General features: G+C 70.1%; 20 protein-coding genes. 11 read left to right on the forward strand and 9 right to left on the reverse strand.

The window, feature by feature from the left end:
• Window positions 1–41: 41 nt before the first annotated feature.
• The gene (locus D9V36_RS16490; RefSeq protein ID WP_129294443.1) at window positions 42–293 is read right to left on the reverse strand and encodes a hypothetical protein; all 252 of its coding nucleotides are present in this window, start codon (window positions 291–293) and stop codon (window positions 42–44) included.
• A 4-nt stretch (window positions 294–297) separates the two neighbouring features.
• On the reverse strand, window positions 298–1,170 hold the full coding sequence (gene mca, locus D9V36_RS16495) for a mycothiol conjugate amidase Mca (RefSeq protein WP_129294444.1): 873 nt from the start codon (window positions 1,168–1,170) through the stop codon (window positions 298–300).
• Window positions 1,171–1,300: 130 nt separating this feature from the next.
• Between mca and D9V36_RS16500 the strand changes: the two genes are divergently transcribed.
• The gene (locus D9V36_RS16500; RefSeq protein WP_129294445.1) at window positions 1,301–1,711 is read left to right on the forward strand and encodes a DUF4307 domain-containing protein; all 411 of its coding nucleotides are present in this window, start codon (window positions 1,301–1,303) and stop codon (window positions 1,709–1,711) included.
• Between the two features lie 318 nt (window positions 1,712–2,029).
• Window positions 2,030–2,527, forward strand: a complete 498-nt coding sequence (greA, locus tag D9V36_RS16505) for a transcription elongation factor GreA (RefSeq protein ID WP_088799662.1) — start codon at window positions 2,030–2,032, stop codon at window positions 2,525–2,527.
• A gap of 81 nt (window positions 2,528–2,608) precedes the next feature.
• Here greA and D9V36_RS16510 read toward each other — a convergent pair whose 3' ends face one another.
• The 3 genes from D9V36_RS16510 to ilvA all read right to left on the reverse strand — a co-directional run bounded on the left by D9V36_RS16510 (window position 2,609) and on the right by ilvA (window position 6,185).
• Window positions 2,609–3,487 carry an ABC transporter permease gene (locus D9V36_RS16510; protein ID WP_206739679.1) on the reverse strand — a complete coding sequence of 293 codons (879 nt, stop codon included), beginning with the start codon at window positions 3,485–3,487 and terminating at the stop codon, window positions 2,609–2,611.
• Window positions 3,484–4,608, reverse strand: coding sequence for an ATP-binding cassette domain-containing protein (locus tag D9V36_RS16515; protein ID WP_129294446.1), 1,125 nt, complete (start codon window positions 4,606–4,608; stop codon window positions 3,484–3,486). The genes D9V36_RS16510 and D9V36_RS16515 overlap by 4 nt, the downstream gene beginning before the upstream one ends.
• Before the next feature lie 413 nt (window positions 4,609–5,021).
• A complete protein-coding gene (gene ilvA, locus D9V36_RS16520; RefSeq protein ID WP_241721318.1) occupies window positions 5,022–6,185 on the reverse strand; it encodes a threonine ammonia-lyase in 1,164 nt (387 codons plus the stop codon).
• A gap of 346 nt (window positions 6,186–6,531) precedes the next feature.
• Between ilvA and D9V36_RS16525 the strand changes: the two genes are divergently transcribed.
• Window positions 6,532–7,032 (forward strand): MarR family winged helix-turn-helix transcriptional regulator, encoded by a 501-nt coding sequence (locus D9V36_RS16525; protein WP_129294447.1) that lies wholly within the window; start codon window positions 6,532–6,534, stop codon window positions 7,030–7,032.
• 238 nt (window positions 7,033–7,270) lie between these two features.
• Here D9V36_RS16525 and D9V36_RS16530 read toward each other — a convergent pair whose 3' ends face one another.
• Window positions 7,271–8,431: a cystathionine gamma-synthase gene (locus tag D9V36_RS16530; RefSeq protein WP_129294448.1), complete on the reverse strand. Its 1,161-nt coding sequence runs from the start codon at window positions 8,429–8,431 to the stop codon at window positions 7,271–7,273.
• A 446-nt stretch (window positions 8,432–8,877) separates the two neighbouring features.
• Between D9V36_RS16530 and D9V36_RS16535 the strand changes: the two genes are divergently transcribed.
• The 3 genes from D9V36_RS16535 (at window position 8,878) to msrA (ending at window position 11,896) form a co-directional block, all read left to right on the forward strand.
• Entirely contained in the window at window positions 8,878–10,038 is a 1,161-nt protein-coding gene (locus D9V36_RS16535; RefSeq protein ID WP_129294449.1) for a hypothetical protein, read from the forward strand.
• A 212-nt stretch (window positions 10,039–10,250) separates the two neighbouring features.
• Complete coding sequence (locus tag D9V36_RS16540; RefSeq protein WP_129294450.1) at window positions 10,251–11,105, forward strand: YwqG family protein; 855 nt, start codon at window positions 10,251–10,253, stop codon at window positions 11,103–11,105.
• A gap of 122 nt (window positions 11,106–11,227) precedes the next feature.
• A complete protein-coding gene (msrA, locus tag D9V36_RS16545) occupies window positions 11,228–11,896 on the forward strand; it encodes a peptide-methionine (S)-S-oxide reductase MsrA (protein ID WP_129294451.1) in 669 nt (222 codons plus the stop codon).
• 256 nt (window positions 11,897–12,152) lie between these two features.
• On the opposite strand, the gene D9V36_RS16550 is transcribed toward msrA, so the two are convergent.
• Window positions 12,153–12,962 (reverse strand): SDR family NAD(P)-dependent oxidoreductase, encoded by an 810-nt coding sequence (locus D9V36_RS16550; protein ID WP_129294452.1) that lies wholly within the window; start codon window positions 12,960–12,962, stop codon window positions 12,153–12,155.
• Window positions 12,963–13,024: 62 nt separating this feature from the next.
• On the opposite strand from D9V36_RS16550, the gene D9V36_RS16555 reads away from it, so the two are divergent.
• The 3 genes from D9V36_RS16555 to D9V36_RS16565 all read left to right on the forward strand — a co-directional run bounded on the left by D9V36_RS16555 (window position 13,025) and on the right by D9V36_RS16565 (window position 16,794).
• Window positions 13,025–13,810 carry a helix-turn-helix domain-containing protein gene (locus D9V36_RS16555; protein ID WP_129294453.1) on the forward strand — a complete coding sequence of 262 codons (786 nt, stop codon included), beginning with the start codon at window positions 13,025–13,027 and terminating at the stop codon, window positions 13,808–13,810.
• Between the two features lie 387 nt (window positions 13,811–14,197).
• Entirely contained in the window at window positions 14,198–15,412 is a 1,215-nt protein-coding gene (gene mgt / locus D9V36_RS16560; RefSeq protein ID WP_129294454.1) for a macrolide-inactivating glycosyltransferase, read from the forward strand.
• 341 nt (window positions 15,413–15,753) lie between these two features.
• A complete protein-coding gene (locus D9V36_RS16565; RefSeq protein WP_129294455.1) occupies window positions 15,754–16,794 on the forward strand; it encodes an alpha/beta fold hydrolase in 1,041 nt (346 codons plus the stop codon).
• 139 nt (window positions 16,795–16,933) lie between these two features.
• On the opposite strand, the gene D9V36_RS16570 is transcribed toward D9V36_RS16565, so the two are convergent.
• Window positions 16,934–18,964 carry a sulfatase gene (locus tag D9V36_RS16570; protein ID WP_129294456.1) on the reverse strand — a complete coding sequence of 677 codons (2,031 nt, stop codon included), beginning with the start codon at window positions 18,962–18,964 and terminating at the stop codon, window positions 16,934–16,936.
• A 304-nt stretch (window positions 18,965–19,268) separates the two neighbouring features.
• Entirely contained in the window at window positions 19,269–19,820 is a 552-nt protein-coding gene (locus D9V36_RS16575; RefSeq protein WP_129294457.1) for a hypothetical protein, read from the reverse strand.
• Between the two features lie 453 nt (window positions 19,821–20,273).
• Here D9V36_RS16575 and D9V36_RS16580 point away from each other — a divergent pair, with 453 nt between their 5' ends.
• Together D9V36_RS16580 and D9V36_RS16585 are read left to right on the forward strand one after the other, a co-directional pair.
• Window positions 20,274–21,785, forward strand: coding sequence for a sensor histidine kinase (locus D9V36_RS16580; RefSeq protein WP_129294458.1), 1,512 nt, complete (start codon window positions 20,274–20,276; stop codon window positions 21,783–21,785).
• On the forward strand, window positions 21,775–22,413 hold the full coding sequence (locus D9V36_RS16585) for a response regulator (protein ID WP_431357676.1): 639 nt from the start codon (window positions 21,775–21,777) through the stop codon (window positions 22,411–22,413). The genes D9V36_RS16580 and D9V36_RS16585 overlap by 11 nt, the downstream gene beginning before the upstream one ends.
• The last annotated feature ends 6 nt before the right edge of the window (window positions 22,414–22,419 follow it).

Consider the following 22,419-nt stretch of genomic DNA (forward strand, 5'->3'; position numbering starts at 1 on the left):
ACGCACCGGCCGGCCCGCCCTCGGCCGGTCCCCGGCCGGACTCAGCTGGTCTTCGGCTTGGCTGCCGGCGTGGCGGCGGAGGCGGTGCTGCCCGCCTCGCCGTCCTCCGGCTGCTCCTCGAAGTCCACCTTCTTCATCTGCTTGTTCATGGACTTCATCAGCAGCCACACGGCGCCGCCGATGACCGCGAAGACGATGAAGCCGAGGACGCCGGGGGTCACTTTGTCCTTGTCGAAGGTGTCGGCAAGGGTGACGAAGTGCGTCAGGGCGAGGGTGCTGGTCGCGCTCATCATGGACTCAATTGTTGCGGATGCCCGCGAAGAGGTCGTCCTCGGGGAGGGAAGTGTCCACCCGCGACTTCGCGAGCTCGTACTCCTCCGTCGGCCAGACCTCGCGCTGGAGGTCCATCGGCACCCGGAACCAACCACCGTCGGGGTCGATCTGGGTGGCGTGGGCGATCAGGGCCTTGTCACGGATCTCGAAGAAGTCGGCGCACGGAACGTAGGTGGTCAGCGTGCGCTCGCGCTGCTCGAACTGCTTCCAGCGCTCCAGCCACTCGCCGTAGGGCGAATCCATGCCGCGCTCCAGCAGTGCCTCGTGCAACGCGACCGTGCGCGGCCTGTTGAAGCCCTGGTTGTAGTAGAGCTTCTGCGGCTGCCAGGGCTCCCCGGCCTCCGGGTACTTCTCCGGGTCGCCGGCCGCCTCGAAAGCCACCATCGTGATCTTGTGGGTCATGATGTGGTCCGGGTGCGGATAGCCGCCGTTCTCGTCGTAGGTCGTGATGACCTGCGGCTTGAACTCCCGGATCAGCTTGACCAGCCGCCCGGCCGCCTCGTCGACGTCCTGCAGCGCGAAGCAGCCGTCGGGCAGCGGCGGCAGCGGGTCGCCCTCGGGCAGCCCGGAGTCGACAAAGCCCAGCCACTCCTGCTTGACGCCCAGGATCTCCCGGGCCTCGTCCATTTCCTTCTTCCGTACTTCGTGGATGTGCTCCTCGATGTACGGATCTCCCTGGAGTTTGGGGTTGAGGATGGAACCTCGCTCACCGCCTGTGCAGGTGGCGACCAGCACGTCCACCCCCTCGGACACGTACTTGGCCATCGTGGCCGCACCCTTGCTCGACTCGTCGTCGGGGTGGGCGTGGACCGCCATCAATCGCAGCTGCTCAGTCAAGACTCGATCCTCAGTAAAGGTCCGGAGAAGATGCCTCCTATAGTGACCGAAGCGAGGGGGCGCTGTATTCCCTGGGGCAGGGACCCCCCGGGGGTTCGTGGCTCAGGTCCCCCGACCAGGAGGATGGATCATGACCGCGGTGCGCGAAGGGCTCCCCGACGGACGCTACGGACGCTCCGCGGATGCGCGTGCGGACCGTAACCTCAAGATCATTGGTGCGGTGCTCGGCACCGCCCTGCTGGGTGTGATCGGCTGGTGCGGCGTCTCGTACATCTCGGGGCAGGACCTCAGCGCCCGTGTGATCACCTGGGACGCGGTCTCCGATCATGCCGTCAAGGTCCATCTCGAGGTCGTCAAGGGCACGGACGACAAGGGCGTGTGCACGCTCCGCTCACAGGCCGAGGACGGCTCCGAGGTCGGCCGCAAGGACGTCACCGTCGACCAGCGCTCGGCCCAGGTGGACACCGAGGTCACGGTGCGGACGACGAAGCGGGCCACCAATGCCGTCCTCGTCGGCTGCACGGCCTCGGGCAACGGCTGACCGCCCCGGCTTCCGGGCGACGGACCTCCTCGGCCTCCGGGCAACGGCTCACCTGCACGGCCACGACCCCGGCCACCGCCACCGCCACGCCTGACACCCGCCCCGCCTGCCGCTCACCGCTCTCCGCACCCGCCCACCCGCGGGGCGTGTCGTCACCGCCTCTGACCAGCGATGATGTATCCCTGTGCGGCCGCTGTGAATTTTTCTCTTCCCCGTTTTGTGCCGGAATTGTTAGGCTCGTGGTTTCGCCCACCCGTGAAGGCGCAAACCTTCCTGGTAGGGCGTTTGATTTATCCCCAGTACCGACGAGGAGCACCTGTGACCCAGACCAGCGAAAACGTCACCTGGCTTACCCAGGAGGCGTATGACCAGCTCAAGGCAGAGCTGGAGCACCTGTCTGGTCCCGCACGCGCCGAGATCACCGAGAAGATCGCGGCGGCCCGCGAGGAAGGTGACCTGAAGGAGAACGCCGGGTACCACGCGGCCAAGGAAGAGCAGGGCAAGCAGGAACTGCGTGTCCGCCAGCTCACCCAGCTGCTGCAGACCGCCAAGGTCGGCGAAGCGCCTGCCGCCACCGGCGTCGTCGCTCCCGGCATGGTCGTCACCATCGCGTTCGACGGGGACCCGGACGACACGCTGTCGTTCCTTCTGGCCTCCCGGGAGTACGCGAGCTCGGACATCGAGACCTACTCCCCCCAGTCGCCACTGGGCACCGGCGTGAACGGCAAGAAGGTCGGCGCCGAGGCGGAGTACGAGCTCCCCAACGGCAAGAAGGCGACCGTGAAGATCCTCGACGCGAAGCCGTACTCCGGCTGACGCCCGAGGCGCCCCTGAGACGGCGAAGCGGCCCGGAGCACCATGGATGCTCCGGGCCGCTTCGCCATGTCCGCGGCCCCCTCAGGCCGTGGCCGACCGGTATTTGCGGACGGCCAGCGTCCGGAAGACCGCGATGATCAGGACGGACCAGATCACCGAGGCCAGCACCGGGTGGTCCATCGGCCAGGCCCCGGTCACCGACGTGGGCGCCTTGTCGATGGTGTTGCCGAACAGCTGCCGGGCGGCGGCCACCGTCGCGCTGAACGGGTTCCACTCCGCGACATGCTGCAGGAATGACGGCATGCCGTTGACCGGTACGAACGCGTTGGAGATGAAGGTCAGCGGGAAGAGCCAGATCAGCCCGCCCGAGGTGGCCGCCTCGGGCGTCCGCACCGTCAGCCCGATGAGCGCGCCGATCCAGGAGAAGGCGTAGCCGAGCAGGAGCAACAGTGCGAAGCCGGCCAGCACCTCGAGCAGGTTCTCGTGGGCCCGCCAGCCGATCAGCAGCGCGACCACCGCCAGCACCACCAGCGTCAGCGCGGTCTGCACGAGGTCGGCGAGGGTACGGCCGGTGAGCACCGCACCGCGGGACATCGGCAGCGACCGGAACCGGTCGATCAGGCCCTTGTGCATGTCGTCGGCGATCCCCGCGCCGGCCCCCGCCGTGGCGAAGGTGACGGTCTGCGCGAAGATCCCGGCCATCAGGAACTCGTGGTAGGCCTGGGCGTCGCCCGGCGGGGCGCCGGGGACGTTGATGGAACCGCCGAAGACGTAGGTGAACAGCACCACGAACATGATCGGCTGAATGAGGCCGAAGATCACTACTTCGGGGATCCGGATCATCCGGATCAGATTGCGCTTGGCGACGACCAGGGAGTCGCGTACCGACCGGCTGAAGCCGCCGCGCGACTGCGGGGTCCGGATACGGGCTTCGCCGGCCGTTTCGGTCACCGTGCTCACTTCACGCCCTCCTTGTGGGCCGGTACGCCCGCGTCCGCATCGGCCACCCGGGCCGCCGGACCCGCCTCGCCCGGACCGGCAGCCCCGGCGTCCTTGCCGCCCGTGCCGCCCTTGCCGTCCTTGCCGCCCCGCTTCTGCCGCCCCACGGAGCCCTTGCCGCCCGCGCCGTTCTCCTCCGCCGCCTCCGCGGTGTGCCCGGTCAGCGAGATGAACACATCGTCGAGGGTCGGGCGGCGCAGCCCGATGTCGTCGATCTCCACCCCCCGCATGTCCAGTTCGCGGATGACCTCGGCGAGCAGCTTGGCGCCGCCCGTCACGGGGATGGTGAGCTTGCGGGTGTGCGGTTCGACCGTGCTCTCGCCCTTGCCGAAGCCGCGCAGGACCTCGTCGGCGACGGTGAGGTGTTCGGGGGCGTGCACCACGACCTCGACACGCTCGCCGCCGGTACGCGCCTTGAGCTGGTCGGAGGTGCCGCGGGCGATGACCTTGCCGTGGTCGACGACGCAGATGTCGTGGGCGAGGCGGTCGGCCTCCTCCAGATACTGCGTGGTGAGCAGCAGGGTCGTGCCGCCCGCGACCAGTTCCTGGATGACGTCCCACAGCGCTTGGCGGTTACGGGGGTCCAGGCCGGTGGTCGGCTCGTCCATGAACATCACGGGCGGGCTGACGACCAGTGCGGCGGCCAGGTCGAGCCGGCGGCGCATACCGCCGGAGTAGGTCTTGGCGGTGCGGTCGGCAGCGTCCCCGAGATGGAAGCGTTCCAGCAGCTCAGCGGCCCGGCGCTTCGCGTCACGTCCGCTCATCTGGTAGAGCTGGCCGACCATCGTCAGGTTCTCCCGGCCGGTCAAGTACTCGTCCACGGCGGCGAATTGACCGGACAGGCCTATCGAGCGCCGCACCTCGTCGGGCTGCGCGAGGACGTCGATCCCGGCGACCACCGCCTTGCCGCGGTCGGGCCGGAGCAGGGTCGTCAGGACACGTACGGCAGTGGTCTTGCCGGCACCGTTGGGGCCGAGCATTCCGAGGACGGTTCCTTCGGGGACGTCGAGATCGACGCCGTCCAGTGCCCTCACGTCGCCGAACGTCTTCACCAGACCTTCGGCGTAAATGGCGCCTGGCATATGGGCTCTCCCATGGCTTGGGTCAGTTCCAGGTCGAATATTACGATTGGCGGTCCATGCCCGCTCTGCGGCATTTGTCCGCAACGGAACGCCACGACTGCCCGGCACCCCGTAACCACGACGGTACAACCAAACGCGATACATCGCGATACAAATTTCGATTTTCCGCGCACGAACGGAAGGGGAACAGGCGTTCGCCAGCGCGTGTGGGGGGCGCCACGCTATACCCACGAGCCCCCCGCGCCCTATCCCCTTGCGGCGATCCCTTTTGCGGTATCCCGGCACCTCGTGCGGCATCTGCGCGCTCCGCCGCGGCACGAGCCCGTACGCGCTCCGCCGCACCACGAGCCCCTTAAGGCGCTCCGCCGCACCGCACCGCGAGCCCGTCCTGCCGCCGCGCGCCCGTGCCGCCGCTACTCCGCGATGACGTACCCCGCCTTGTGCAGCGCCGTGCGCACCTCGTCGCAGTGCGCCGGCCCCTGCGTCTCCAGATGCAGCTCCACCTCGACCTCGGTCAGCCCGAGCCGGGGGTCCGTCCGCACATGTCCGACGTCGAGCACATTCGCATCGGCCTGGGACAGCACCCCGAGCAGTGTCGCCAGCGCCCCCGGCCGGTCCGTGAGCAGCAGTCGCAGCGAGAGGTAGCGCCCGCCGGCCGCCATACCGTGCCGCAGGATGCGCTGCATCAGCAGCGGGTCGACATTGCCGCCGGACAGCACCGCGACCACCGGCCCCTGGAAGGACTCCGGATCGGCGAGCAGCGCCGCCACCGGACTCGCCCCGGCCGGTTCCACCACCAGCTTCGCCCGCTCCAGACACAGCAGCAGCGCGCTGGAGAGCTGCCCCTCGGTGACCGTACGGACCTCGTCCACCAGCGCCGCGACCATCCCGAAGGTCACCTCGCCGGGGCGCCCCACCTTGATGCCGTCCGCCATCGTCGAAAGTCCCTCGATCGCCACCGGGTGCCCGGCCGCCAGCGACGGCGGATAGCAGGCCGCCCCCGCCGCCTGCACCCCGACGACCTTCACATCGGGCCGCAGCGCCTTGACCGCGAGCGCGACTCCCGCGGCGAGACCGCCGCCGCCGACCCCGACGACGATGGTCCGCACCTCGGGACACTGTTCCAGGATCTCCAGGCCGACGGTGCCCTGGCCGGCGATGATGTCGGGGTGGTCGAAGGGGTGGATGAAGACCGCGCCGGTCTCGCGTGCGTACTCCTGGGCGGCGGCCAGCGTCTCGTCCACGACCTGGCCGTACAGCCGTACCTCGGCGCCGTATTCGCGGGTGGCGGCGACCTTCGGCAACGGGGCGCCGACCGGCATGAACACCGTCGACCGCACCCCCAGCAACGACGCCGCGAGCGCCACGCCCTGTGCGTGGTTGCCGGCACTGGCGGCCACCACACCGGCCGCCCGCTCCTCCGCCGAGAGCCCGGCGATCCGTACGTAGGCGCCACGGATCTTGAAGGAGCCGGTGCGCTGAAGGTTCTCGCACTTGAGGTGGACGGGGGCGCCGACCAGCCCGGACAGATAGCGGCTGCCCTCCATCGCGGTGGCCCGGGAAACACCCGAGAGCATCTTGTGCGCCGCGCGCACGTCATCGACCGTCACCGCGGTGACCAGCTCCTCGGCGACCGGGTCCGCAGCGACCGGTTGCTCGGCGAGGTGCGCGGAGGCGGAGGTTCCGTGCGGCGTACGCGGCGTGTGGTCAGCCATATCGCCAGTCTTGCAGTTCGCCCTCCGTGGAGCGTTTTCTGCCCGAATGGCGATCAGGCGCGTGGCGGGAACCGCGCGGCGCCGCCCCGTACGGGCGCCCGGGGTTACGGGGCGTTATCGGAATGGACAGCCCAAGGACGCCTCACGCCGGGTCCGCGTACGCTGTCCTCCCATCCATACGCACTTCCATCGAAGCGAGCTCCCGGCCATGCCCACCTCTTCGGACATGACGACCCACACCGACCCCGCTCTCCTCGACGCGCTGCAGCACCAAGTGGCCGTCTTCGCCCGCCGCGCAGAACAGAGCCGGCTCGGCGGCGTCGGGCAGGCGCGCAATTCCATGGACCGCGCCGCCTACCTGCTGCTCAACCGCCTCGACCAGGAGGGTCCGATGGGCGTGAAGGCCCTGGCCGCCGGTATGGGCATCGACTCCTCGACGGTCACCCGGCAGGTCGCCCCGCTGGTCGACTCCGGCCTGGTCAGCCGTGCCACCCATCCGGAGGACGGCCGGGCCGTGGTGCTTCAGCTCTCCGAGCGCGGCCTCGCCCGCCTGGAGGAGGTCCGCACGTCCCGCCGCGCGCTGATGGCGCTGGTGACGGAGCAGTGGACCGAGGAGGAGCGCACGGCGTTCACCACGCTCCTGACGCGCTTCAACGCCTCCCTCTCCGACATCACCGCGTCCTTGACGCCGGTGGGGCCGACGTCCTGACGTGATGTCCTGCGCTTGGTGTCCTGGCTTGGTGTCCTGAGCTATGCCCTGGCGTGATGTCGTGACGTGAAGTCGTGACGTGCGTGGCCGAGGAGCAGCCCCCGGCCCAACCCGGACTGCCCGTCGAGCGGGTACATGCTCTGTGCCTGCCCCCGCCGGCCGACACCACCCCTCCCGCGGAGGGATGGTGAGCGACCGGCGGCGAGCGACCGGTGCGTAAGCCCGGACGGAGCCTGCGTCAGCCCAGTGCCTGCGTGAGGTCGGCCAGCAGGTCGTCGACCGACTCGATGCCGACCGAGAGCCGCACGAGGTCGTTGGGGACCTCCAGCAGCGACCCGGCCGTCGAGGCGTGCGTCATCAGACCCGGGTGCTCGATCAGCGACTCGACGCCGCCCAGCGACTCGCCGAGGGTGAACAGCTTGGCACGGTTGCAGACCTCCACCGCCGCCTGCTCACCGCCCTCGACCTGGAACGACACCATGCCGCCGAAGGACCGCATCTGCTTGGCGGCGACCTCGTGGCCCTGGTGCTCGGCCAGCCCCGGGTAGTAGACGCGGGTGACCTTGTTGTGCGAGGCCAGCAGGTCCGCGATGCGTGCCGCATTGGCGCTGTGGCGGTCCATACGGACGGCGAGCGTCTTGATGCCGCGCATCACGAGCCAGGCGTCGAACGGTCCGGCGACCGCGCCCATCGCGTTCTGGTGGTAGGCCAGTTCCTCGCCGAGGGCGTCGTCGTTGACGACGAGGGCGCCGCCGACCACGTCCGAATGCCCGCCCATGTACTTGGTCGTGGAGTAGACCACCACGTCCGCGCCGAGGGCGAGCGGCTGCTGGAGGTAGGGGCTGGCGAAGGTGTTGTCGACGACCAGCTTGACCCCGGCGTCATGGGCGACCCCGGCCAGCGCCGCGATGTCGCTGATGCCGAGCAGCGGGTTACTGGGCGTCTCGACCCAGATCGCCTTCGTACGGGGCCGCAGCGCGTCGCGTACGGCCTTCGGGTCGGAGGTGTCGGCCACCGACCATTCCACACCCCAGCGCTCGACGACCTTCGAGATGAGACGGAATGTCCCGCCGTAAGCGTCATTGGGGATGACGACGTGGTCGCCGGGGCTCAGCAGGGTGCGCAGCAGGCAGTCCTCGGCGGCGAGGCCGGAGGCGAAGGCGAGGCCGCGGCGGCCGCCGTCGAGAGCCGCGAGGTTCTCCTCCAAGGCGGTACGGGTCGGATTGGCGCTGCGGCTGTACTCGTAGCCGCCGCGGAGCCCGCCGACACCGTCTTGCTTGTACGTGGATACCTGGTAGATGGGCGGTACCACCGCGCCGGTCGCCTCGTCGGGCTCCTGACCTGCGTGGATGGCAACGGTTTCAAAATGCTGGTGGCGTGGTTCGTGCTGATCGCTCATGCCCACCGAGGGTAGTCGGCCTCGCGACCTTACTTTTCGGAACTTTCTGACTGCCCGGATAGTGGATACATACGAAGAACGAAGAACCGAACAGCTGCGGGGCCGCGGGACCACAGGACCGCTCACCGGCCCCCACCGCACCACACCGACCGCGCGTCACCACTCCACCACTCCCCGCCATCCCCACTGCTCGCCATCCCACTCCTCGCCATCCCACTGCCCTTGCCGCTCCTCCCACCCACCGCCCCCGCCACTCCCACCTCTCCGGTCCCCCCACCGCCCCGCACCGTTAGCGTTACACCGGCAGCCGTGGCCACTACGGCCCACGGCCTGCAGCCCCGGGTACCGCTCCCGACGTCACGCCCGACCGACCTCACTGCCGACCTCACTGCCGACCTCACTGCCGACACCGCGACCGACAGCCGTACAGGTACAGGACACCCCACATGGACGCTCTGCTCGTTCTCTTCGCCGCGCTCGCGCTCGGCGGTTTCGTCTTCCTGCCCTGGATGCGGCGCCGACGGGCCGTGCAGCACACCCGTCAGGGCCTGGTGGTGGCCTCCGACCCGATGGCCGGCTACGGCTTCGTCCCGCTCGACGAGCTCGACGTCCGGCTGCCCGGCCCCGACCAGGATCTGGCCGATGCGCTGGAGGAGATGCGCCGGACACACGACTGGCGCCCGGCCGCCGCGCTGCTGAAGTCCACCGGCGACGACTGGGAGCGGCGCTGGCAGCGGGTGCAGACGCTGGCCGGCGCCGCCGCGTTCGAGCTGGCCGCGGAGGAGGCGACGGAGCAGCAGCGGCGAGGTACGGCGCCGGGGTACGGCGACGGCGGGCGGACCGGCGGGATCTGGCTGCGCACCTGGCGTTCGGAAGCGCCCAAGGACCCGGGCGGCGCCCAGACGCACGCCCAGTTCCTGGTGGTCCAGGCGTTGCGCGACCCGGGCTCGCAGGACTTCCGCATGATCCTCGAAGAGGCCCGTACGGTCTGCCGGGAGGCGGCCCTGCTGGCGCCCGGCAGCCCGATCCCGTACATCACCGAGCTGGCCGTCGCCCGCGGCCTGGGCGACCGCCCCGCCGACTACGAAGAGCTGTGGACGAAGGTCGTCCAGCGCGCCCCGCAGCACATGGGCGCACACCTCGCCGCGCTCCCCTACTGGTCCGAGAAGTGGCACGGCTCCCGCAAGGAGGCGGAAGCCTTCGCCGAGCGCGCGGCGGCCGCCGCCCCCGCCAAGACCCTCCTCCCTGCCCTTCCCCTCTTCGCCGTCTACGACCACCTTCCCGAGGCCAACCTGGTCCGCGGCCTCTACCGGAGCGCGGTCGTCGAGCGCGCGATCGAGGGCGCCCACTTCGCCCTCCGCGAGGCGCCCGCCGACCACCCCATGGCGCCGCACGTCCGCCACCTGCTGGTCTGGTTCCTGGTCCGCGCCGAGCGCTACGCCGAGGCCATGGAACAGCTCCGCCTGGTCGACGGCCATGTGGGCGCCGTCCCGTGGTCGTACGGCCACAGCCCCGCCGCCGAGTACGCCGCCTACCGCGCCCTGGCCATCGCGGGCTGGGAACAACTGGGCGGCAATGCGGCGGGCTTGCCGCCGGCGGGGCAGTAGAGCGGCGGGGCGGGAGGCGCGGAACGGGCGGGACGCACAGCGAGGGCGGGACGCGGAGGGCAAGCCGGACGCCGTCTCCGCACAACTCCCGACCGCTCAACAACTCCGCACGGTCCCCACGACTCCCCACGACTCCAAGTCCTGACTCCGTCCGGCCCGCAGGCTCAACGCGCCCACGGCCGACTGTCAGTGGCCCCATGCATCATGACCACATGACACAGAGCACCGTTGACCCGCTGCACACTCTCGCCCGCACGCACCTGCCCGCCGAGATCGCCGAGCGGTGGATCGGCCTGCTGCGGCCTGGCCTGCGCCTGGAGAAAGCCGCGGATCCCGGGACCGCCCCCGTCGTCGGCCGGCTCGGCGGCGTCCCGGAGCTGCCCGAGGGCGCGGAATGGCCCGTCTGGGAGGGCCACGGCCCGCTCGCCTTCATCGCCTCGCTCGACTGTGCCCTGCTCCCCTCGGCCGCCCTCGACATCGCCCTACCGACGGACGGCACACTGGCCTTCTTCTACTTCGACGGTCAGCTCGACGACGGCGACGCCTTGGTGGCGCCCGATGAACCGGACACCTGGGCGGGCGCACGCGTGCTGTACCTACCGGCTAACGTCCCCACGGCCGCACGCGCCACGCCGGAAGGGATCCAGCCCTACCCCGAGGTGCCTTTGACAGCACGCGCGGAGGCAACCGCCCCGGACTCCTGGCACCCCGTGGTCCACCGGGAGTTCACATCGCTGCCGGACGACCACCCGCTGTGGGGCGAAGACTTCCAGGAGGCCCTGTACGACCACTCCGAGGGCGCCGAACACCGCCTCGGCGGCCACGCGAACCCCGTACAGGACGCGGTGGAGTCCGAGGTCGCCCACGGTGTCCTGCGCAATCTGCCGTGGGACGACCCCCGCATCAAGGAGGAGGTGTTCCGCTGGGTCCTGCTCGCCCAGATCGACACGGACGACGACGCCGACATGATGTGGGGCGACTGCGGTGCCCTCTACTGGCTCATACGCCCCGAGGACCTGGCCGCACGGCGCTTCGACCGCGCAATGTTCACCTGGCAGTGCGGCTGACGGCCGACGGAACGGCTGCCACCGCGCCCACCGCCCGAGCCGGAATACCCCTCACCCCCCAGGCGTTACCACCCATGAAACGCCGTGTGCCGCTTCCCCGCCCAGCCCAGGAGCCTGATCCCATGCTCTTCTCCCGCTTCAAGACCCACCTCCCCGCGCCTGACGAAGCGCTCGAAGGGCGCCCCGAGCGGGCCTTCACCGTCCCCGACCGGCACACCGTCCTGGGCAACCCGCTGCTCGGCCCGTACCCGGAAGGCCTGGAGACCGCCGACTTCGGCCTGGGCTGCTTCTGGGGCGCCGAGCGGAAGTTCTGGCAGACCGAGGGCGTCTGGACCACCCTCGTCGGCTACCAGGGCGGCCACACCCCGAACCCCACCTACGAAGAGGTCTGCAGCGGCCACACCGGCCACACCGAGGCGGTCCGCGTCGTCTTCGACCCCAAGATCGTCTCGTACGGCACCCTGCTGAAGCTCTTCTGGGAGTCCCACGACCCCACTCAGGGCTTTCGCCAAGGCAACGACGTCGGCACCCAGTACCGCTCCGCCATCTACACCCACTCCCCCGCCCAGCAACAGGCCGCCGAAGCCTCCCGCGACGCCTACCGCACCGTCCTCCACAACTCCGGCCACGCCGACATCACCACCGAAATCCTCCCCGCCGACGCCTCCCGCCCCTTCTACCCGGCAGAGGGATACCACCAGCAGTACTTGGACAAGAACCCGGCGGGATACTGCGGAATCGGCGGGACGGGCGTGAGCTGCCCGGTGGGCGTGGCGTCGGCCGGGGAATGAGTCTCGGTCGCGGTCTCGATCGCGAGCAGCTCTGCGTGCTGGGGCAGCGGTAGTGGCCCATAGGAACGTCCGTCGCTCATGACCTACGCGCTGCCTGCAGCGAGCGCTGGGGACGCTTCCGCTCCGGGTGAACGAGCAAGCTCGCGACCTCGCAGGTGGACGGACCGCTCGAGGTCGCAAGCGACCAGAGACATCAGCCGTACCTTTCACACGGCGAAACTGGTCGTACTCGTCGAGCATTGGTCCGTTTCGGCGGTCACGCCCTGGCGGCGAGCGGGCGCCACGCGTTCCAGAGGTCGAGTCGCTGCTTGTAGGCGGCTTCGACGACGGGGTAGGGGTACGTACCGAGGAAGAGCCGCAGGGGTGGTTCGTCGGTGTCGGCCAGTTCGAGGATGATGTCGGCGGTGGCCTGCGGGTCCTGTGGTGCGCGGGCAGTTGCTCCGGCCCGGCGTGCCGCACGGACCGGCTCGTACGCGGCGATGGGTTCGGTGTGCACCGCGGAGGAGCCGGACCAGTCGGTGCCGAAGGGGCCGGGTTCGACGATGGTGACGTGGATGCCGAGCGGGCCGACCTCCTGGGCGAGCGCCTCGCTCATCCCCTCGAGCGCCCACTTGGAGGCGTTGTACAGCCCGAGGGTCGGGAAGGCCGCGAGCCCGCCGACGCTGGACACCTGCATGATGTGCCCGCTCCCCCGCGCACGCAGGAAGGGCAGGGCCGCCTGCGTCACCCACAGCGGGCCGAACAGGTTGGTGTCGAGCTGGGCGCGGGCCTGCTCCTCGGTGGTCTCCTCGACCATGCCGAAGAGGCCGTAGCCCGCGTTGTTGACGACCACATCGAGGTGGCCGAAGGTTTCGGCGGCCTGCTGTACGGCGTCAGTGACGGCGGCCCGGTCCGTGACGTCCGCAGGGAGCGGGAGAACGCGGCCCCCGTAGGCGTCGACGAGGGGTTTCAGGGATTCGGGGCGGCGTGCCGTGACAGCGACGCGGTCGCCACGGGAAAGGGCGGCTTCGGCCCAGATCCGGCCGAAGCCGCGGGATGCACCGGTGATGAACCATGTCTTTTCCATGCCTCGACACTGCGCCTTCCGCCGGACTGCAGCCAGCACCCCCGGAGGGTTACCCTTCGGCCATGGCGGCCGACAATGCGCTGGGCGAGTTCGTCAAGGCCAGGCGGGGACGGGTTCCGCCCTCGCACGCGGACCTGCCCGCCTACGGGAGGCGCCGGGTCGCGGGGCTGCGCCGAAACGAGCTGGCGCAGCTGGCCGGTATCAGCGAGCCGTACCTGACCCGGCTGGAACAGGGCGTCGATCAGCATCCGTCACCGCAGGTACTGCGGGCGCTCGCGCGGGCGCTGGAACTGGACGCCGACGCCGCGGCGCACCTGTTCGCGCTGGCCGGCCCGGATCCCGTACGGCCTTCGGAGCCCGAAGTCACCCCGGACGTGCACCAGTTGCTCGACACCTGGGCAGGCACTCCGGCGTACGTGCGCAACCGGCGATTCGACGTGCTGGCCGCGAACAAGTGGGCACGCGCGCTCGCCCCGATGTACGAGCCCGGGCACAACCTGGCCCGGGACATGTTCCTCGCCCCCGGGGCCCGTCGACTCTTCCCGGACTGGCCTGAGATCGCCGCCCAGACCGCCGCGGCCCTGCGCGCCGAAGCCGACCCACGCGACCCGCGGACCACGCGGCTGGTCGCCGAACTGCAGGCGGACGACGACTTCCGCGACCTGTGGGCGCGGCATGACGCACGCCCTTCCCGTGATGAGCTCAAACGATTCCTGCATCCGGTCGTCGGGGAGCTCGCCCTGCGGCGGCAGTCCCTCACCGTCGGAGGCGCCGAGCAGCAAGCGATCATCGTCTACCAGGCGGTGCCCGGAAGCCCCTCCGCGGACGCCCTCGCCAGGCTTCTCTGACACCCGGCGGAGGTTCCCTTTCCTCAGCAGGGCAAGCGAGCCCACGCACCGGCAGCACTTCGGCAAGAAACCGATGGGGCACTGCGGGACCGGGGTGGGGCGGGCGCCCCGGGATCCCGGATCCCGGAGCCCGGAGCCCGGAGCCCGGAGCCCGGAGCCCGGAGCCCGGAGCCCGGAGTCCGGATCCCCGTTGCGGCCTGCGCAAGTCGGGAGCACGGGAGGCTCGTTGACCGACCAGGGCGTGAACCTAGGCCAGGGCCTGGGCCTGGGCCTGGGCCTGGGCCGCCGCTGAACTCGCGGATGCCGCGACCCGTAAGCCCAAAATCCCGTACTCCGTAATCCGTAAATCCGTTGAACGATACGGCACGTCTCGTCTAGCTTGTGGGCATGACGAATCCGGACTGCCGGGGACGGGCGCATATCGCCATGTTCTCCATCGCTGCGCATGGGCATGTGAATCCGAGTCTTGAAGTGATGCGGGAGCTTGTGGCGCGTGGGCATCGCGTCACGTATGCGATCCCGCGTCTGCTTGAGGAGAAGGTCGCCGAGACCGGTGCGGAGCCGGTGTTGTACCGGACGACGCTGCCGTCGCCCGATGACGACCCGTCGGCGTGGGGGACCACGCTCCTCGACAACGTCGAGCCCTTCCTGGACGACGCGATCCAGGTGTTGCCGCAGCTCATCGAGGCTTACGACGGGGATGAGCCGGATCTGGTGCTGCACGACATCACCGCGTACCCGGCGCGAGTTCTCGCTCACCGCTGGGGTGTGCCGGCGATCTCCCTCTCGCCGAACCTCGTCGCATGGGAGGGGTACGAGGAGGAGGTCGCCGAGCCGATGTGGGCGGAGGCCAAGGCGACCGAGCGCGGCAGGGCGTACTACGAGAAGTTCACCGACTGGCTTGCCGGGAACGGGATCACTCAGCACCCCGACCCGTTCCTCGGGCGCCCCGCCCGCTCGATCGTGCTCATTCCGAGGGCACTGCAGCCGAACGCCGACCGGGTCGACGAGACGGTGCACTCCTTCGTCGGCGCCTGCCAGGGCGACCGGGCCGCACAGGGCGACTGGGAGCGGCCCGCGGACGCCGAGCGGGTGCTGCTGGTCTCGCTCGGCTCGTCGTTCACCAAGCAGCCCGGGTTCTACGGGGAGTGCATCAAGGCGTTCGGCGACCTGCCGGGCTGGCATGTCGTGCTCCAGGTGGGCAAGCACGTCACCGCCGACGACCTCGGGGAGATCCCCGGGAATGTGGAAGTGCGCGACTGGGTGCCGCAGTTGGCGATTCTGAAGAAGGCGGATGCCTTCATCACGCACGCCGGGGCGGGTGGCAGCCAGGAGGGGCTGGCCACCGCGACACCCATGGTGGCCGTCCCGCAGGCCGTCGACCAGTTCGGCAATGCGGACGTGCTCCAGGGGCTCGGTGTCGCCCGGCACGTTCCGATGGAGGAGGCGGACGCCGCCACCCTCCGCGCGGCGGTGCTCGCGCTCGTCGACGACCCGGAGGTGCGGCGCCGTCTCGCGGCCATCCAGCGGGAGATGGACGCGGAGGGCGGCACCCGGCGCGCGGCCGATCTGATCGAGGCGGAGCTGCCCGGCGGGGCGTAGCCATGCGTCCGGACGGAGTCGTCCGGCGGCGGCTGATGCCCGTCGGAGAGCTTCAGCCGGGAGGAGCAGGAGATCTGCGGGGGCTTTGGGCGCTGCCGGGCCCCGGCCCATTGCCCGGAGAGACTCGCCGAGGAATGCAGCGTTGTCGGCGTCCCGTCCGGCATATCACGTACGTTTCCCCGTGGTGCTTTTCCTCGGCCAATGGTGCTCTTTCCCGGTCGACGCTGGTTTCGGTTTTCTCCCCGGGCCGCGTTGACTGCCTGGGGCACTACGTGAATACCACCGGATTCCCTGGCCGGAATTTCCGCTGATGGCCTGTGCGGCATGACGACGGAGTGCGAATGAGTCGATCTGGCATGGTCCGCCGCGGTGTTCGTGGCGTGCGGAGGGCGATTCGCGGGTGGGTCGGCGTGCTGGTCGTGCCGGTGGTGGCCGTTGCGGCCTGCAGTGGCCCGCCCAGGAGTGATGTGCGGTCGGCCAGGGCGACGCCGGACGACCCGACGGCTTTTGGGCGGTTGGTCGAGATCGGTCACGGGCGCAAGATGTATCTGGAGTGCCGGGGCAGCGGGTCTCCGACGGTTTTTCTTGTTCCGGGGCTGATCGCCGGGGCGGATACCTGGAGTTATGTGACCGGTTCCGGCGGCAAGATGAAGGCGAGCAGTTCTGCGGTATATCCCGGGGTGGGAAGGTTCACCAGGGTCTGTTCCTACGATCGGCCGGGAACGGCGCGGGAGGGCGGGACGCTCACCACGTCGTCGGAGGTCGCGCAGCCCACGACGGCACGCGGTGACGCCGCGGATCTGCACGCGTTGCTGAAAGCGGCGAAGGTGCCCGGCCCTTATGTGCTCGCGGGATGGTCGGCGGGCGGGCCCATCGCCAGGATCTACGCCGGTGAATATCCGCATGACGTGGCCGGGCTCGTTCTCGTGGACGCCGAGTCGGAATTCCTGCAATCACGGCTCACACCGGAGCAGTTCGCCGTATTTCTGGCGACGATCCGTAATGACGACAAGAAGCGCATCGCCCAGTGGAAGGACGTCGAACGACAGAATCCGGCGACTGTCTTCGAGCAGGTGCGTGCCGCTCCGCCGGTGCCGAGGGTTCCGGTGGTGGTGCTGACCGGGGACGAATTCGACGCCGATGCGTTCAGGACCCGGTTGCCGGCTGACGCCCCGAAGGATTTCCCTCAGGTCTTCTGGCGGGCTCAACTCGCCTCGCAGCGGGACCTTGCGCGGCAGTTCCCCGGTGCGCGGCACGTCACCAGGACGCGGAGTGATCACAACATCCACAACAATCAGCCGCAGCTGGTGATCGATGCGGTTCGCGGTGTGGTCGACGAGGCTCGTCGCCGGGCGGAGGGTACGCCTTCGTCTTCGCCCTAGCCCGCGGGACGGGGACGGGGACGGGTTCCCGCGGCTTCCTCAGCGCCTGGAGTCGCATGTCATGCCGCTCCGCCGTCCGCGGCGAGCCCCGGACGGCGGAGCGGCATGCCGTGACCGAGCGCGTGTGAGCGCGCGGCGGCTACCGGGGTGCCCCCGGCCCGGGGTGTGAGCCGTAGGCCTTCAGGAAGCGGTTGCGGAAGGTGTCCATCCGCCAGACCGGGGCTTTGTGGCCGGGGTTGAGGCTGGGTGTCCAGTGCCAGTCGGAGATGCGCTTCAGGACGTCGGGGTCGTGGGCGACGATCGCGACCGGGACGTCTCTGCTGGCGTGGTCGCCGGAGACCTTGGCGACGGGCTGGTGGTCGCCGAGGAAGACCAGCACGGTGTTCTTGTTGCCGTACTTCTCGACGTACGAGATGAGGCTGTTCAGGGAGTACTGGATGGACTTGCCGTACTCGGTGCGCACCTTGTCGGTCTGCTGCCAGACGTCGACGGGGTTCTTGCCGGCCTTCTCGATGGAGCGGTAGACGGAGCCGTCGCCGACCTTGTTCCAGGGGAGCGTCCTGGGGAGCGGCGCCCAGGGGTTGTGGCTGGAGGTCAGGATGATCTCGGACATCAGGGGCTTGTCGTGCGGCCGGCCGTGCTCCAGGCGCTGGAAGGCCGAGAGGCTGTACTGGTCGGGCATGGTCGACCAGCTGAACTTGGGGCCCTTGTAGCCGAGTTCCCGGGAGTCGTAGACGTGGTCGAGGCCGTAGAACTTGGCCTCCGGCCAGCTCTTGGTGACGCCCGGCATGATGCCGACGGTGCGCCAAGCGCCGGTGCGCTTGAAGGCGCTGGTGAGGGTCAGGTGATCGCCCGCGGTGACGGTGCGGTAGCGCTGCTGGTTGTCGATCCACAGGCCGGACAGGAAGGTGGAGTGGCCCAGCCAGCTGCTGCCGCCGTACGTCGCCGAGGTGAGCCAGCCGCTGCGGGCCGAGTAGCCGGCCGCCCGCAGCCGTTCGGTCCCCTTGGCGAGCGTGGCGTCGACGCCCGGGGCCATCAGCCTGTCCTGGACCGCGCTGCGTCCGTAGCTCTCGATGAAGGTGAAGATGACGTCCTTGCCGCGCAGCGCGGTCAGCAGCTGGTTTCCCGGTGTGTGGTGATAGGGGTCGCTCGCGGCTTCCTTGGCGAATGCCCGCTCGTCCTTCAGGGTCGCGCTCACGCCGTCCATGCGGGCCTGGACGAGGTCGGAGGTGCTGCGGGAGGCGAGGGGCGCGCCGGCGATCTGCAGGCCGAGGGCCGCGGAGAGGACCCAGGCGGTACCGAGGACGAGGGTGGTGCCGGCCGCCCTGGTGGCGTGCCGGGCCATGAGGTCGCTGAGCCGGACGACCGCCAGTGCGGGGAGGACGAGCAGGGCGAGGACGAGCAGTGCGGCCGCGATCTCGACTCCGATCGTGCCGGTCCGGCCGATGGAGTCCTGGAGGAAGGAGGCGCCGTCGCCGAGCAGGACCCAGTCGAACACCACGTTGAACCCCCGGCCCAGCACCTCGATGAAGCCGATGTCGAGGAGGTCCAGGAGGGTCAGCAGGCCGAGCACGACCCCCGCGAGCACCGCGGCCGGCCGCCGTGCCTTCCGTGGCAGGAGGAGCAGCAGGGCGGCGCCGGCTATCCCCTCTACCGGTATGCGGAGGAATTCGGTGGGGGTGAGGCGGTTGGGGTCGTTCGGCAGCAGGAGGGTGGCGAGCACCAGCGCGGCGGCCAGGGCGGTGGTGGTCCATGCCGCTGTCCGCGCCACGGCCGGGTGGCGGGCGCGCCAGCCGCGGTCCGGGGGGAGAGCGGCGCGGGTTGTGGGCTCCTTCGGGGTGGCGTCGCGGGCCGTGGAATCGCCCGGGGTGGCGTCGCGGGCCGTGGGCTCGTCAGCGGCGGCGTCGCGGTCCGTGGGCTCGTCCGGGGTGGCGTCGCGGTCCGTGGGCTTGTCAGCGGCGGCCTTCTGTTCCGGGGCGGCCCTTTGTTCCGGGGCGGCCTTCTGCTCCGCTGCTGTGGCCTCGATATCCGGCGTGGCCACGGCAGCCGGCGCCTGTTCCGGGGGGCCGTCGGAGCCGTCGGGGCCGTCGGGGCCGTCTTGGGACAGGTCCCCGGTCGGGGGCGCCTGCTTTTCCTGCGGCGGCTGGTCAGAGCGCGTGAAGTGCGGCAACCCGAAGGTCCTTCCGTGCGAGGCCCGGTGGTGGCGCGGCGGACCGGACTCGGGAGGTCGGCGCCGTCGCTATCTGTACGGGCGACCGGAGGCGTGCGTTCAATCGGGCGGCCATACAGCGCAGGAGGACTCGGGGAGGGGAGGGGAGGGGAAGGGAAGGAGGGCCGGGCCGCCCCCCGATCGGCCCGGTCCTTCCCTCTCCCCCTCCCTCGCGGCGCCGGTCCGTGGGGCCGGTCCGTGGCATCGGTCCGTGGCGCCGGTCCGTGGCGTCGGCTGGTGGCCTCGGCCGGTGGACGGTGAGCCGTCAGACCGCCGCCGGCTGCTCCACGGCCGCCTGATCGGCGGCCGCGTGACGGAGGCGGCGGCGCTTGGTCACGAGGACCGCGGTCCTCGTGAGAACCATGGCAAGTGACATGAAGACAAAGGCATTGGCATAGACGTCGGGGCCGCTGAGCCGGTTTTCGATGCTGAAGCGGATCAGGCCGTCGGCGAACCAGTGCTCGGCACCGTAGGCGAAAAGGACGCGGGCGGTGGAAAGGACGATCCAGACCAGGGCGTAACCGAATCCTCCGGTGGTGTAGATCTGGCCGTCACTGCCGCGGTGGGCAGGGAGAAGTACGCCGGCGATCAGGCCGCAGATCACACCCACGCCACCGCCTATGAGCTGAAACGAAGGCGCGTTCCCGGACGTCGGAAGGGAGTGCACAAAGAGCGCAATGATGATGGCGACCGCTATCACGGAGCGCAGCATGCGCATGTTGGTGACCCGGCGGCGCCCCAGGTCAGTCGCCAGGATGATGGTGAGGATGGTGGCACTGGCGATGAGTGCGGTGGCGAACTGACTCAGGTGGTCCATGGAACTCCGGGCCTTTCTTCGGTGCTGCTGATTGTCTTGCGCGGTGGGTGCGCCGCGGTTCGGAGATTTCGCCTTCCGGGAATTCCGAAGGTTGGCGGATTCTCGCGTCGGTCGCCTTGCCCTGGTCCCTTTCCGGCGTTTTGCCCTGGGCCTTGTCCGGGGTTTCGTCCGGGGCCTTGTCCGGGGTTTCGTCCTGGGCCTTGTCCGGGGTTTCGTCCGGGGCCTTCTTCGGGGTCCGTGAGGGTGCATCAACGACGTTATGGGGAAGGGAGGTCGGCGGGGAACGACCGACTGGTGGATTCGGCTGTCCACCGATCGGTGGACAGGGCGGCGCCGGGAGGGAGGGTGATAGGACTGGGCGCGCGGCCGCACCCGCTCTCTCAGGTGCGGGGCGCTCATATCCAGGGGGACGCGGTGACATCCAAGGGGACACGGTGGTATCCGGGGGACACGGTGACGGCTGAGGCTCAGCGCGCGCCCGAGGCGCGGGTGCGGTGGTTCGGGCTGTGGGACAGCTACTTCGTGATCTGCTATCTGGTCACCACGGGACTGGTGTTCACGTCCGGGGCCTCCGCGGGCTCCGGAGACTCCGGGGACTCCGGGGTCCCGCAGGGCGGTCGGTTGATCGCCCTCGCCGCGCTGACGCTGATCGTGCCCTGGTATGCGGGGATCGGGCGGCCGTTGATGCTGCGTCATGGGAGCGATCGGCGGAACGTCGTCTTCCCCGTCGGGCTCTTCGTGCTGTTCGGGGTCGCCACCGGCGTCGATCTGATGAGTTCCTTCGCCCTGTTCGGCATCATCCCGATGCTGATGATGAGCCTGCCGACCAGACCCGCGCTGGTGGCCGGTGTCCTCGGCAATCTCGTCCCCGTGACCGTGCTGTGGCTGCGCGGCGGCACTGCGGGACCTGTTGTGCTGTTCGTGCTGCTGGCTTCGCTGCTCGGGATCGCGCTGTCGGTGCTCCTCGGGCTGTGGATCAAGCGAGTGGTACGGCAGAACAAGGAGCACGCCGAACTGATCGAGGAGCTGCGGAAAAACCGCGAGCAGGTGGCCCGCCTGTCGCACCAGGCCGGAGTCTTTGCCGAACGCGAGCGGCTGGCACGGGAGATCCATGACACCCTCGCGCAGAGCCTGACCAGCATCATCAGCCTGGTGCAGGCCGCGGATTCGGAGGTGGAGTGCGCTCCCGCCCTCGCCCGGAAGCACCTCGCGCTGGTCGGGCGGGTGGCCAAGGAGAGCCTGGCCGAGGCGCGCGCCTTCGTGGCCGACCGGACGCCGGCGTCCCTGCGGGAGAGCTCCTTGGCGCAGGCGCTGCGGCGGCAGGCGGACGGACTGACCGCGGAGAGCGGGCTGCAGGTGCGGTTCACCGTCGAGGGCGATGAGCGGCCGCTGCCGATGGCGGTCAATGTCGTACTGCTGCGTGCCGCGCAGGAGGCCGGGGCGAATGTGCGCAAGCACGCCGATGCCCTCGCGGTGGAGCTGACGCTCCGGTACGGCGCGGGGCAGGTCGTGCTCCGTGTGGCCGATGACGGCAAGGGGTTCGATGCGAAGGCGGGGGCGGGGCCGGGGGCGGGGTCGGGAGTGACAGCGGGAGCAGGAGTGATAGCAGCAGCGGGGTCGGGAGCGGCCGGGAGGGAACAGGATCGCGGTGCGGCGGGACAGGGGCAGGGGGACGGCGGGGGCTTCGGGCTGCGGGGCATGGCGGCGCGGGTGGCGCAGACCGGCGGGGTGCTGAGCGTGGTGAGCGAGCCGGGGACGGGCACTACCGTCGAGGTGACGGTGCCCTTGGAGGAGACCGTGGACGGGACGGTGGGCGAGGCCATGGACGAGGCCTCGGACGGGACGACGGCGCCGCCACCGACGGTGGGGCATCGGGTGAAGGCGGCGCCTGGGGTGAAGGCGGTGAAGGCGGTGCATACGGTGAAGCCGGTGCACGGGGTGAAGGCGGCGGATGATGAGCGTTGAGGACACGGTCGCGGTGCGGGTGCTGCTCGCCGACGATCACCCCGTCGTACGCGAGGGCCTGTGCGCGATCCTGGAGTCCGATCCGGGCATCGATGTGGTGGGGCAGGCGGGCTCCGGCGAGGAGGCCGTGACGCTGGCGACCCGGCTGTTGCCGGACGTCGTACTGCTCGATCTGCGGATGGGCGGGATGGACGGGGTCGCCGCCACGGGGCACATCCGGCGGCAGGCGCCGCGCAGCAAGGTGGTCATCGTCACCACCTACGAGGACGACTCCGACATCCTGCGGGCCGTGGAGGCGGGTGCGGCCGGCTATCTCCTCAAGGGGAGTTCCCGGGCCGAGCTGATCGAGGCCGTCCACGGTGCGGCGGGCGGGGAGACCGTACTGACCCCGTCGCTGGCCACCAAGCTGTTCCGGGCGCGGGCGGTGGAGCCGACGCCGCTGTCCGCCCGGGAGTGCGAGGTCCTGCGGCTGGTCAGCCAGGGACTGACCAATGCCGATATCGGCCGGGAGCTGTTCATCGGTGAGGCCACGGTGAAGACCCACCTCCTGCGTGCGTTCAAGAAGCTGGAGGTGTCGGACCGCACGGCGGCCGTGATCACGGCTCTGGAGCGCGGGTTGCTGGCGTAACAAGCC

Origin of the sequence: Streptomyces lydicus (genome assembly GCF_004125265.1) — a bacterium.
Taxonomy (GTDB): domain Bacteria; phylum Actinomycetota; class Actinomycetes; order Streptomycetales; family Streptomycetaceae; genus Streptomyces; species Streptomyces lydicus_C.

Coding starts and splice junctions, on each gene's coding strand:
- D9V36_RS16490 (WP_129294443.1), bottom strand. CDS start 293: ATGATGAGCGCGACCAGCACCCTCGCCCTGACGCACTTCGTCACCCTT.
- D9V36_RS16500 (WP_129294445.1), top strand. CDS start 1,301: ATGACCGCGGTGCGCGAAGGGCTCCCCGACGGACGCTACGGACGCTCC.
- D9V36_RS16515 (WP_129294446.1), bottom strand. CDS start 4,608: ATGCCAGGCGCCATTTACGCCGAAGGTCTGGTGAAGACGTTCGGCGAC.
- ilvA (WP_241721318.1), bottom strand. CDS start 6,185: ATGCTCTCGGGTGTTTCCCGGGCCACCGCGATGGAGGGCAGCCGCTAT.
- D9V36_RS16525 (WP_129294447.1), top strand. CDS start 6,532: ATGCCCACCTCTTCGGACATGACGACCCACACCGACCCCGCTCTCCTC.
- D9V36_RS16530 (WP_129294448.1), bottom strand. CDS start 8,431: ATGAGCGATCAGCACGAACCACGCCACCAGCATTTTGAAACCGTTGCC.
- D9V36_RS16535 (WP_129294449.1), top strand. CDS start 8,878: ATGGACGCTCTGCTCGTTCTCTTCGCCGCGCTCGCGCTCGGCGGTTTC.
- D9V36_RS16540 (WP_129294450.1), top strand. CDS start 10,251: ATGACACAGAGCACCGTTGACCCGCTGCACACTCTCGCCCGCACGCAC.
- msrA (WP_129294451.1), top strand. CDS start 11,228: ATGCTCTTCTCCCGCTTCAAGACCCACCTCCCCGCGCCTGACGAAGCG.
- D9V36_RS16550 (WP_129294452.1), bottom strand. CDS start 12,962: ATGGAAAAGACATGGTTCATCACCGGTGCATCCCGCGGCTTCGGCCGG.
- D9V36_RS16555 (WP_129294453.1), top strand. CDS start 13,025: ATGGCGGCCGACAATGCGCTGGGCGAGTTCGTCAAGGCCAGGCGGGGA.
- mgt (WP_129294454.1), top strand. CDS start 14,198: ATGACGAATCCGGACTGCCGGGGACGGGCGCATATCGCCATGTTCTCC.
- D9V36_RS16565 (WP_129294455.1), top strand. CDS start 15,754: ATGAGTCGATCTGGCATGGTCCGCCGCGGTGTTCGTGGCGTGCGGAGG.
- D9V36_RS16575 (WP_129294457.1), bottom strand. CDS start 19,820: ATGGACCACCTGAGTCAGTTCGCCACCGCACTCATCGCCAGTGCCACC.
- D9V36_RS16585 (WP_431357676.1), top strand. CDS start 21,775: ATGAGCGTTGAGGACACGGTCGCGGTGCGGGTGCTGCTCGCCGACGAT.